Below are 11,378 nucleotides of genomic sequence, written 5' to 3' on the forward strand. Positions count from 1 at the left end.
GGATCACTCCAATCTGAGGTTACTTCTGGCCTGAGAGGCTGATTATCCGGCGACGACGTCACCACAAATCATCATTAACTGATCTCGTAACCAAATGTGTCCTTTGTCTTTTTCACTCGATTCATGCCAGCTCAGATAACCACTGATACGGCCGTGATCAAACGGGAAACTCCAGCATTTGCAGCTCTTGCTTGTTGGCGGCATTTTCCACCATCCAGCGTGGAGCAATGGTCACCAGCTCAGACTGGCCAACCACATACAGTACGTTGCTCAGACCGGTACCTTCATAGCTTGGCTGACAATCCAGTTCACGATAAGCCTGCTCAGAAAAACTGCGCTGGCCATGGACTTTGGACAGCTTAGCGTGCTGCTCGCGCGCCAGCTCTTCACGACTGACCGAACCCTGGATACGCGGGTGATTTTTTGAAGTGACCACCACCAGCTCATCCTGGAAGATTTCTGTACTGGAGAAACCCTGCTCATCAAAGTGAGCGTAATCGATGACGAAATCGATCTCCTGATAACGCATACGCTCAGCCAGTTGACGATCAAATTCCGCATCTAAGTGCAGTTGAACGTTCGGAGCCTGCTGGTGAATTCCGGTCATGATTTGCGGTGCGAAGCGAATATCACACGGACTGCAAATCGCCAGTTTAAACAGGCGGGTGGAAGACTCAGGGGCAAACACCGCGCTTGGCAGTTCATTGCGAATTAATTGCAGAGCCTGACGGATAGGAGCAAACAACTGACGCGCACGCTGGGTTGGCTGGATACCACGCCCCTGGCGCATAAACAGCTCATCATTAAACATCACTTTCAGACGGGCAACGGCGTTACTCACCGCCGGTTGAGACATGCCCAGATTGTGTGCGGCTCGGGTAATGTTCTGCTCTTGCATGACAGCATCAAACACCGTCAGCAAATTGAGGTCTACACCACGTAATGTACTTTCCATTCGATAGCTGGCTATGGCGCTCATCGTATCTTTTCTATCTAGCATTTGGTACGCCTCTTCGTAGTTGTCTGCTCACAGTCGCGAAAAATTCGACGACTTATTGATGTCCGGAGGGGCAAGTGAATAGCCATTATTGGTGGTATTTATCCACCGGATACATCCATCGGGAAATCTAATATCAACATTCCCTAATCGATTGGCAATACGATTGATAAAAAGTCAGTATTTTTTACCCGAAGACAAAAAAAGCCAATACAATTCAATGCATTGGCTTTTTATAAAAAAATATAAAAATCGATATCAATGACATAACCACACTCATTGACTGGATTAATGAATAAAAGTTTTATCGTTAACCGTCATTCGTCGGGTTAATACAAGCATCAAATCCAATCATGAGAGCAATTAATTTATTGAGACATAGCTCGGAAAATCGACCTGTTGCCATAAACTGTTGCATAGCTCAGAGTGATCATTCCAGTGGCCTTTCAGTACCCAATCAACGATTGCATTCGCCACATTAGGGTAAACCACTTTCTCAGCCTGTTTCTCATCCAGCCAGCGGCTCACTGCGGAAGGATCGAGAAAATCCATCACTGAAGCCAACCCGAGAATATCTAATGTCGCGACATTACTTTGCTGTTCAAACTGACCATTCAGCGGCTTGAGCAAAAGTTTCTTACCCAGCGACATCGCCTCTGACGGCAGCTCAAAACCACCATTGGCCATCACACCGGCACAATGATGTAAATGTTGTTGAAAGCGACTGTGACAAAGCGAACGCAACTCAACGTTCTCGATCACTTCATCTTCCACAATATTGGGGTGATAAAACACAAACTGATGATTGGCAAAACGGAACAGCAGCTCACATACATGTTCAACATTTTCAAACGGCAGATAGACCAGGATGTAATCCTGACAGCTGCTCGGTTGCAGTGAAGTGTGCACAATAGGCGGCAGAATCGGCTGTTCAAAATGATACCAGTGCAGGCCGAGGTGGTGATCGGCCGGAGCGAAACGGCGCATGATCACTTTATCGAGCCAGCTCGCACCTTTCAGAGGCACCGAGTAACGAAAAGCGTTTCTGATGGCTGATACCGATGCAAGGAACCTTTTGCTGCTTTGCCGCCCAGGCGGACACCGGCTCAAAGTCGTTCAGCACCAGATCATAAGCAGAGAGATCCAACTGCTTAATTTCGCGCAGCAGTTGCAGCGGACTATTATTGAGTGCGGTTTTGCAATAATTCACCCGCCCCTTATCGGTGGCAAACGTCATTCCACGCCGGGTCTGATAATCCCCAAAACACTCCATCGAGAAATATTGTCCCTGCGCCCGGCCGGAAAACAGAAAGTCAATTTGCGCACCGCGCAGGGCAAATGCGTCACACATGGCTCGCGCACGGGTTATGTGCCCGTTGCCCGTGCCTTGCACACCGTAAAGGATCTTCACAGGAAGCTCTCCAGCAATAACAGCGACAGAGTCGCACTGCCGATGCCCAGACAGGCACCAATCAGTACATCACTTAAAAAATGCACCCCGAGCAAAATACGGGCACTGCCAATCAATGCCGCCCATAACAGGGCCAGTGCATAAATCTCAGGATAGAAATGCCCAATCAGGGTAGCCATGACAAAGGCTGCTGCGGTGTGGCCGGATGGCAGGCTGTAGCGATCAGACGGAGTAATAAAAGCGGTCAGATGAGGCGACAACTCTGCCGGTCGACGGCGTTGAAAACTGTTTTTTAACCCCCAGTACACCGGTAACTCAAACGCGAACGCCAGCAGACCGGCATACAAAAAAAGATGTCCGTTGTGCCCATCCAACGCCCACGCCAATAACCCGAACAAAACGTACAAGTGGCCGTCACCAGTATGGGATACGGCCCTGCTCACCCGGGCTATCGGCTGATTGAATTTGTGTTGTAAACACAGTAGTGAAAAGGCCAAGTCAAGCTTAGCGATAGGTTCGATGGTACGCATAAGCACTCTTCTCCCTGTTGAGATACCCTATCTAGGCCAAAGATAAGAGCAGCAGATGACAAATCGGTGATGCTTTGTTTGTAAATGAATGACAAAGTCAGCGAGCAGAAGATAATGCACGCGCTTAACGTCAAATAAGCACCCTGTTGCTATAAAACACAACAAAAGACAAAGAGAGAAAACTTCGGTGACACTGTATTTAGAGTGGGGTCGCAGCACAAGCAGCAGCATATAATGCTACCCATAGGTTTGATTACAATTTAAAACTCCAGACCACGAATAAAAAATCAACTTATGGTTGACGTGCTCAAGTGAGTGCGGTACTAATCTGTTATCTTAATTTTGGTGGTCAGCTTGTCATGACAATGCGCTTTTCTCTACTCCTCAGCCTGCTCCTTATCGTGATTCCATCGCGCGGGTAGTCTGTGGCAGAAAAACACCACAACAGATTTACAAAAACCCGCATCCAATGCGGGTTTTTTTATAATTAAATTCAGGAAGTAAACGATTAACTCTCGGAAAGAGGAAGCAAACATGAACGATCAGGTGATTATATTCGACACAACGTTGCGCGATGGTGAACAAGCATTATCTGCCAGCCTAACTGTAAAGGAGAAGCTGCAAATCGCATTCGCACTGGAACGCCTGGGTGTTGACGTGATCGAAGCGGGCTTTCCGGTTTCATCACCTGGTGATTTTGAATCGGTGCAAACCATCGCTAAAAACATCAAAAACAGTCGTATTTGTGCCCTTTCCCGCGCCGTTGCAAAAGATATCGATGTCGCAGCAGAAGCACTGAAAGTCGCTGAAGCTTTCCGAATCCACACCTTCCTGGCTACTTCCACCATTCACGTTCAAGACAAATTACGCCGCACTTATGATGATGTGGTAGAAATGGCAGTAAATGCCGTTAAACATGCGCGTAACTACACCGATGATGTCGAGTTCTCATGTGAAGATGCAGGCCGTACTCCTATCGATAATCTGTGCCGTATGGTTGAAGCGGCGATTAATGCGGGCGCGACCACAATTAACATTCCGGATACCGTGGGTTACACCCTGCCTAGCGAATTCGGTGGTATTATTGAGCAGTTGTTTAACCGCGTACCAAACATCGATAAAGCCGTTATCTCTGTGCACTGTCACGATGACTTAGGCTTATCGGTTGCCAACTCAATTGCAGCAGTTCAAGCAGGTGCACGTCAGGTAGAAGGGACTATCAACGGTATCGGTGAACGCGCCGGTAATACCGCTCTGGAAGAAGTGGCCATGATCATCAAAACGCGTGGCGAAACTGATGGGCGTAAAAACCGGCTTCAAGCATGAAGAAATCAGCCGTACCAGTAAACTGGTCAGCCAGTTGTGTAACATGCCGATTCAAAGTAACAAAGCAATCGTTGGTGCCAATGCCTTCAGCCACTCTTCCGGTATCCACCAGGACGGCATGCTGAAGAATAAGAATACCTACGAAATCATGACACCGGAGTCAATTGGCCTGAAAAACCAGGCTCTGAACCTGACCAGCCGCAGCGGCCGTGCTGCAGTGAAGAGCCACATGGATAGCATGGGTTACAACGAGGCTGAGTACAATCTGGATGCCTTGTACGCCGACTTCCTGAAACTGGCTGACCGTAAAGGCCAGGTGTTTGACTACGATCTGGAAGCGCTGATGCACTTCTCTAATCTGCGCGAAGAAGATGACTTCTACAAGCTGAACTACCTGAGCGTCCAATCCGGCAGTGTGATGGCGACAACATCCATCAAACTGCAATGCGGTGACGAAGAGAAATGCGAAGCGGCAGTCGGCAACGGCCCGGTAGATGCACTATACCAGTGTATCTACCGCATCACCGGTTACGATATCGTACTGGACAAGTTTGACCTGACCGCGAAAGGCGAAGGCGAAGACGGCTTAGGCCAGGCAGATATCATTGCTAACTACAAAGGCCGTAAATATCACGGTACCGGCATCTCGACCGATATCGTAGAGGCATCCGGCCAGGCACTGCTGCACGTGATTAACAGCATTCACCGTGCCGACCAGATTGCCGAAATTAAACAGAAAAAGAAAATAGCGACGGTTTAACACCGTCACTATCGCAAACACAACTTTGAACGAAAAATATCAGATACGTAAAGGACTCGCATGACAGACAAAACTTACAAGATTGCCGTACTTCCAGGTGACGGCATCGGCCCAGAAGTAATGCAACAGGCACATAAGGTGCTGGATGCAGTAGAAAAGAAACACCAGTTAACTTTCGTGCGTGAAGAACATGACATTGGCGGTATCGCAATCGACAATCACGGTTGTCCGCTGCCAGAGAGCACTCTGCAGGCTTGTGAAGAGTCGGATGCTGTGCTGTTCGGTTCAGTCGGTGGTCCCAAGTGGGAACACCTGCCACCAAACGATCAGCCGGAACGTGGTGCCCTGCTGCCACTGCGTAAGCATTTCCAGTTGTTCTGTAACCTGCGCCCTGCGCAGATCCATAAAGGTCTGGAAGCCTTTTCTCCTTTACGTGCTGATATTTCTGAGCGTGGTTTTGATATTGTGGTGGTACGCGAGCTGACCGGCGGTATCTATTTTGGTCAGCCAAAAGGCCGTGAAGGTGAAGGCGCAAATGAAAAAGCGTTTGATACCGAGGTCTACCACCGTTACGAGATTGAACGTATTGCCAAGATTGCGTTTGAGTCCGCGCGCCTGCGTCGTAAAAAAGTCTGCTCAATTGATAAAGCCAACGTACTGCAAAGCTCAATTTTGTGGCGCGAAGTGGTGACTGAAATCGCCAAAGACTACCCGGACGTTGAACTGTCGCACATGTACATCGACAACGCGACCATGCAGCTGATCAAAGATCCGTCTCAGTTCGATGTCATGCTGTGCTCAAACATCTTCGGTGACATCATTTCTGACGAATGTGCAATGATCACCGGTTCAATGGGTATGCTGCCATCAGCCAGCATGAACGAGAGCCAGTTTGGCCTGTTTGAGCCTGCGGGCGGCAGTGCGCCGGATATCGCAGGTAAGAACATCGCCAACCCGGTCGCGCAGATCCTGTCTGCGGCACTGATGCTGCGTTACAGCCTGGGTGAAGAAAATGCCGCTCAGGATATCGAAGCAGCCGTCAGCAAGGCGCTGTCTGCAGGCCAGCTGACCGGAGACCTGGCTGGTGACAAACCAGCGCTGTCGACCAGCGAAATGGGTGATGTGATTGCCGGATATATTCTGAACGCATAATCGTCTCAAGCATAACTAAAAGAGCCGGTTTAAACCGGCTCCACTCTGGCTCTCTTGAGCTCAAGGAAGTAGCAATGTCCCAAGCAAAAACCTTATACGAAAAAGTTTACGATGCGCACGTTGTCGTTGCGGCGCAAGGTGAAAACCCGATTCTGTATATCGACCGTCACCTGGTACATGAAGTCACCTCACCACAGGCATTTGACGGCCTGCGCGAAAAAGGCCGCCAAGTGCGTCAGGTCGGTAAGACCTTCGCCACCATGGATCACAACGTATCGACCACCACCAAAGACATCAATGCGTCTGGCGAGATGGCCCGCATTCAGATGGAAACGCTGTCCAAGAAACTGTGAAGAGTTTGGTGTTACCCTGTATGACCTCAACCATAAATATCAGGGTATCGTGCACGTTATGGGGCCGGAGCTGGGTATTACCCTGCCGGGCATGACGATTGTATGTGGTGACTCACATACCGCGACTCACGGCGCATTCGGTTCATTGGCGTTTGGTATTGGTACGTCGGAAGTTGAACACGTTCTGGCGACTCAGACGCTGAAACAAGCACGCGCCAAAACCATGAAAATCGAAGTGAAAGGCAAAGTGGCAGCGGGTATTACCGCGAAAGATATCGTGCTGGCTATCATTGGTGAAACCACTGCTGCCGGCGGTACCGGCTACGTGGTTGAATTCTGCGGCGAAGCTATCCGTGATCTATCGATGGAAGGCCGTATGACCGTGTGTAACATGGCCATTGAGTTAGGTGCAAAAGCCGGCTTGATCGCACCAGATGAGACCACATTCAACTACATCAAAGGTCGTAAGTTTGCACCAAGCGGTGCTGACTGGGATGCCGCCGTCGAGTACTGGAAAACCTTTAAAACAGACGAAGATGCGCAGTTCGATGCTGTCGTGACTCTGAACGGTGCTGACATCAAACCTCAGGTGACCTGGGGAACAAACCCGGGTCAGGTGATCGCAGTCGATCAACCGATTCCGGCTCCGGCTTCATTTGCCGATCCGGTGGAGCGTGCTTCAGCAGAAAAAGCACTGGCTTACATGGGCCTGGAAGCAGGCAAAATGCTGTCTGACTACCCGGTTGATAAAGTCTTCGTCGGTTCTTGTACTAACTCACGTATTGAAGATATGCGTGCAGCAGCCGCAGTTGCCAAAGGCAAAAAGGTTGCTTCTCACGTACAGGCCCTGATCGTCCCTGGCTCTGAACAGGTGAAAGCTCAGGCCGAACAAGAAGGTCTGGATAAGATCTTTATCGAAGCAGGTTTTGAATGGCGCCTGCCAGGTTGCTCAATGTGTCTGGCGATGAACAATGACCGCTTAGGTCCTGGGGAGCGTTGTGCATCAACCTCCAACCGTAACTTTGAAGGCCGTCAGGGCCGTGATGGTCGTACCCATCTGGTCAGCCCGGCAATGGCAGCAGCAGCAGCGATCGCTGGCCACTTCGTCGATATCCGCGAAATTAACTAAGGACAGAGGACATAAACAATGGCAGGTTTTCAACAACATACAGGCTTAGTGGTTCCTCTGGACGCAGCAAACGTCGATACAGATGCCATCATCCCGAAACAGTTTCTGCAGAAAGTAAACCGCATCGGTTTTGGTAAGCACCTGTTCCACGACTGGCGCTTCCTGGATGATGCCGGTCTTGAAGCCAACCCGGAATTTGTGATGAACAAGGCCCGCTATCAGGGAGCAAGTATTCTGCTGGCGCGCGAGAAACTTCGGCTGTGGCTCATCTCGTGAGCACGCCCCATGGGCACTGGCGGATTACGGTATCCGTGTGATGATCGCACCAAGCTTTGCGGACATTTTCTACGGTAACTCAATCAACAACCAGATGGTTCCGGTACGCCTGACCGAGCAGGAAGTCGATGAACTGTTCACTTACGTTGAAGCTAACGAAGGTGCACAAATCACGGTTGATCTGGAAAGCATGACAGTTTCTGCGAATGGCAAAAGCTACTCATTCGAAATCGATGAGTTCCGTCGTCACTGCCTGCTCAACGGTTTAGACAACATCGGCCTGACTCTTCAGCATGAAGCGAAGATCGCCGAATACGAAGCGAAAATCCCGGCGTTTCTGAAATAACGGCGCGATTGAGATTATTTACCAGGGCTGCATACTGCAGCCCTTTTTTGTACCTGACGTATTAGCGGCTAGTATTTACTTCTGTAAGTAACTGTCACCTTATCCGGTCTGAATGACCTCAGCTCAGCAACAGTAAGGAAAGTTAAGCCGATGAAATATATACTGAGTTTATTATTCTGCTTACCTGTCAGCGTATTCGCTGCGCCAAAAGCGGATTTGTGGCTTTTCTGGGCGACCAGTAACCAAGAAAACCAGCAAAAAGTAGCGCATGACACCTGGCAACAACTGCTTGATCGCTATCTCTCCCACAATGGTGAATATACCTTGTTTGACTACGCCGCCGTCAGTCAGACAGATCAGCACAAACTCAGTCGTTACCTTTCCTCTCTGGCTGCTGTCGACCCAAGAAAGCTTAACCGCCCAGAACAATATGCCTACTGGATAAATCTCTACAACGCACAAACCGTACAACTCATCCTGCAACACTATCCACTGGACTCCATTACCCAATTAGGCGGCCTGTTCAGCTTTGGGCCCTGGGATGACAAAGTACTTACCATTGCCGGTCAAAGGCTAACCCTGAATGACATTGAGCATCGTATACTGCGCCCGATTTGGCTCGACCCCAGAACTCACTATGCACTCAACTGTGCCAGCCTGGGCTGTCCTAACCTGCAGCCTCAAGCCTTTACCGCTGATAATCTCGAACAGTTACTCGATAGTGCCGCACAAGAGTTTATCAACAGTGAAAAAGGCGCACACATGAAAGACGAAAAGCTGGTTCTCTCCAGTATTTATGACTGGTATCAGGCCGATTTTGGCTCCCGTCAGCAACTTATCCGGCACCTGGCAACCTATCGTGCAGACCTGTCCGGTTTTCAGGGCAACATCCGCTATCAGTACAACTGGGCATTAAATGAGGCGGGAGCAGGAATATAGAGGGTCTAGGGTCTAGGGTCTAGGGTCTAGGGTCTAGGGTCTAGGGTCTAGGGTCTAGGGTCTAGGGTCTAGGGTCTAGGGTCTAGGGTCTAGGGTCTAGGGTCTAGGGTCTAGGGTCTAGGGTCTAGGGTCTAGGGTCTAGGGTCTAGGGTCTAGGGTCTAGAAAATATGTCGCATAGGGACATGGTAAGCAACACCCATGTGAGAACATTTATTGATAAAAACAGGGAGAAGGAAGGGACAAGTTATCACTCTAGGAACTAGAAACCTAGGTTCCTATAATACCAATCGCACTAATTTTATGATCTAATATCAGCTTCAATAGGAGCTGATATGACGACCCCTGACTTCCCAAAACTTATTCGTGAAACATCCGATGCTAGGATGCGTACGAGACTTCTTGCTATATCTCATTTCGTGGATGGAAAAAGCCGCACTCAGATCGCCAAATATTTAAAAGCCAGCCGTACCAGTATCAATAACTGGGTCGCGGCTTATTTAAAGAATGGTGTTGAAGGCTTGGTAGAAAAGCAGCATACAGGCCGTCCTCCACGACTGACTGAAGACCAGCTATCTCAGTTAAAGCTGTACATCACTTCCAATGCGATTAAGCCTGAAGGTGGCAGACTACAGGGGACAGATATTATTGAATTCATCCATGAAGAATTTGGCCTATCGTACAGCTTATCAGGCATCTATAAGATATTGAGAAAGCTTGATTTAGTTTGGATAACAACGCGTTCAAAGCACCCAAAGCAATCTGTAGAAGCACAAGAAGCTTTTAAAAAAATTCCCAATAGAAACGATCCTTAAGATCCCAGGACATGTTGCTTTAAAAGATGTTCAAATCTGGTTTCAAGATGAAGCCAGATTTGGCCAGCGCAACACAACAACCCGAATATGGGCAGAAAAAGGGACTCGTCCCAGAGCGGTACAACAACAGCAATTTGAGTATGCGTACCTATTTGGAGCGGTGTGCGTTAATACCGGAGAAACTGAAGCTATTGTTGTTCCGATGAGCAACATGGAAGCAATGAAAGAGCAACTCAGGCTCATTTCTCAATCCACACCCGCAGACAAACATGCTGTCGTCATCATGGATCAAGCCAGTTGGCATCAAAGTTATCTTGCTGATTCATTCAAGAAACCTGACTGTCATTCATATACCGCCCTATTCACCGGAACTCAACCCAATAGAGCAGGTATGGAGTTGGTTGCGTCAGAACGAAATAGCCAATAGGTGTTTTGAATGTTACGACGATATTGTCGACAAGCTGTGTAGTGCTTGGAATCGTTTTTGTGCAGACAAAAGCAGAGTCATTTCGCTCTGCTTTAGAGATTGGACTATATTGACCAGTTAATTAGTGTGATTGGTATAACCTTAAAACGAGAAAACCCCGACCTTATGGTCAGGGTTTTGAAATCAAGCCTGGCGATGTCCTACTCTCACAGGGGCGGTGCGACGACTCGCAAGCACACACTCCCTTTTCCAAATTCTACCGGCCTGAAACGAGAAAACCCCGACCTTATGGTCAGGGTTTTGAAATCAAGCCTGGCGATGTCCTACTCTCACAGGGGCGGTGCGACGACTCGCAAGCACACACTCCCTTTTCCAAATTCTACTGGCCTAAAACGAGAAAACCCCGACCTTATGGTCAGGGTTTTGAAATCAAGCCTGGCGATGTCCTACTCTCACATGGGGAAACCCCACACTACCATCGGCGCTACTTCGTTTCACTTCTGAGTTCGGAATGGAATCAGGTGGGTCCAAAGTGCTATGGTCGCCAAACAAATTTTTTGACAGCTTATGCGTGTCGAATAAATGGTGCTGATACCCAGAATCGAACTGGGGACCTCATCCTTACCAAGGATGCGCTCTACCGACTGAGCCATATCAGCACACTAAATCTTGTCACTGAGGACGGGAAACCTGTTAAAAACAAGTCTCTGAAATTTAAAGCCTGGCGATGTTCTACTCTCACATGGGGAAGCCCCACACTACCATCGACGCTGTTTCGTTTCACTTCTGAGTTCGGAATGGGATCAGGTGGGTCCAAAACGCTATGGTCGCCAAGCAAATTCTGTTTTTATTTTCACTTTTTCTAAAAAAGTGAAGACAAAAAATCTGGAAAGCTGTTTATGTTCTCACACACATTCAA

At 48.8% G+C, this 11,378-nt stretch carries 3 protein-coding genes, 1 tRNA gene, 2 rRNA genes and 6 pseudogenes; 6 read left to right on the forward strand and 6 right to left on the reverse strand.

The window, feature by feature from the left end:
- Nucleotides 1-42: 42 nt before the first annotated feature.
- The 3 genes and pseudogenes from leuO to ABDK09_21410 all read right to left on the reverse strand — a co-directional run bounded on the left by leuO (nt 43) and on the right by ABDK09_21410 (nt 2,938).
- Nucleotides 43-1,000 (reverse strand): annotated as a pseudogene (gene leuO / locus ABDK09_21400) (transcriptional regulator LeuO).
- A gap of 360 nt (nt 1,001-1,360) precedes the next feature.
- Nucleotides 1,361-2,408, reverse strand: a pseudogene (locus ABDK09_21405) (MJ1255/VC2487 family glycosyltransferase).
- Nucleotides 2,405-2,938 carry a phosphatase PAP2 family protein gene (locus ABDK09_21410; GenBank protein ID XAW89296.1) on the reverse strand — a complete coding sequence of 178 codons (534 nt, stop codon included), beginning with the start codon at nt 2,936-2,938 and terminating at the stop codon, nt 2,405-2,407. Before ABDK09_21410 ends, ABDK09_21405 begins: the two are co-directional and overlap by 4 nt.
- Before the next feature lie 534 nt (nt 2,939-3,472).
- On the opposite strand from ABDK09_21410, the pseudogene leuA reads away from it, so the two are divergent.
- From leuA to ABDK09_21440, 6 genes and pseudogenes are all read left to right on the forward strand, one after another.
- Nucleotides 3,473-5,024, forward strand: a pseudogene (gene leuA, locus ABDK09_21415) (2-isopropylmalate synthase).
- 60 nt (nt 5,025-5,084) lie between these two features.
- Nucleotides 5,085-6,176 carry a 3-isopropylmalate dehydrogenase gene (gene leuB / locus ABDK09_21420; GenBank protein XAW89297.1) on the forward strand — a complete coding sequence of 364 codons (1,092 nt, stop codon included), beginning with the start codon at nt 5,085-5,087 and terminating at the stop codon, nt 6,174-6,176.
- Between the two features lie 74 nt (nt 6,177-6,250).
- Nucleotides 6,251-7,658: pseudogene (gene leuC, locus ABDK09_21425) on the forward strand (3-isopropylmalate dehydratase large subunit).
- A gap of 18 nt (nt 7,659-7,676) precedes the next feature.
- Nucleotides 7,677-8,280: pseudogene (leuD, locus tag ABDK09_21430) on the forward strand (3-isopropylmalate dehydratase small subunit).
- Between the two features lie 150 nt (nt 8,281-8,430).
- Nucleotides 8,431-9,219, forward strand: a complete 789-nt coding sequence (locus ABDK09_21435; GenBank protein ID XAW89298.1) for a DUF547 domain-containing protein — start codon at nt 8,431-8,433, stop codon at nt 9,217-9,219.
- A 333-nt stretch (nt 9,220-9,552) separates the two neighbouring features.
- A pseudogene (locus tag ABDK09_21440) lies at nt 9,553-10,580 on the forward strand (IS630 family transposase).
- A 312-nt stretch (nt 10,581-10,892) separates the two neighbouring features.
- Here ABDK09_21440 and rrf (ABDK09_21445) read toward each other — a convergent pair.
- The 3 genes from rrf (ABDK09_21445) to rrf (ABDK09_21455) form a co-directional block, all read right to left on the reverse strand.
- Nucleotides 10,893-11,008: ribosomal RNA gene (rrf, locus tag ABDK09_21445) — 5S ribosomal RNA — on the reverse strand.
- Between the two features lie 34 nt (nt 11,009-11,042).
- A tRNA-Thr gene (locus tag ABDK09_21450) sits at nt 11,043-11,118 on the reverse strand.
- A gap of 60 nt (nt 11,119-11,178) precedes the next feature.
- Nucleotides 11,179-11,294, reverse strand: a 5S ribosomal RNA gene (gene rrf / locus ABDK09_21455).
- Nucleotides 11,295-11,378 lie beyond the last annotated feature (84 nt).

It is taken from the genome of Vibrio sp. CDRSL-10 TSBA (genome assembly GCA_039696685.1).
Taxonomy (GTDB): domain Bacteria; phylum Pseudomonadota; class Gammaproteobacteria; order Enterobacterales; family Vibrionaceae; genus Vibrio.

Coding starts and splice junctions, on each gene's coding strand:
- leuB (XAW89297.1), top strand. CDS start 5,085: ATGACAGACAAAACTTACAAGATTGCCGTACTTCCAGGTGACGGCATC.
- ABDK09_21435 (XAW89298.1), top strand. CDS start 8,431: ATGAAATATATACTGAGTTTATTATTCTGCTTACCTGTCAGCGTATTC.
- ABDK09_21410 (XAW89296.1), bottom strand. CDS start 2,938: ATGCGTACCATCGAACCTATCGCTAAGCTTGACTTGGCCTTTTCACTA.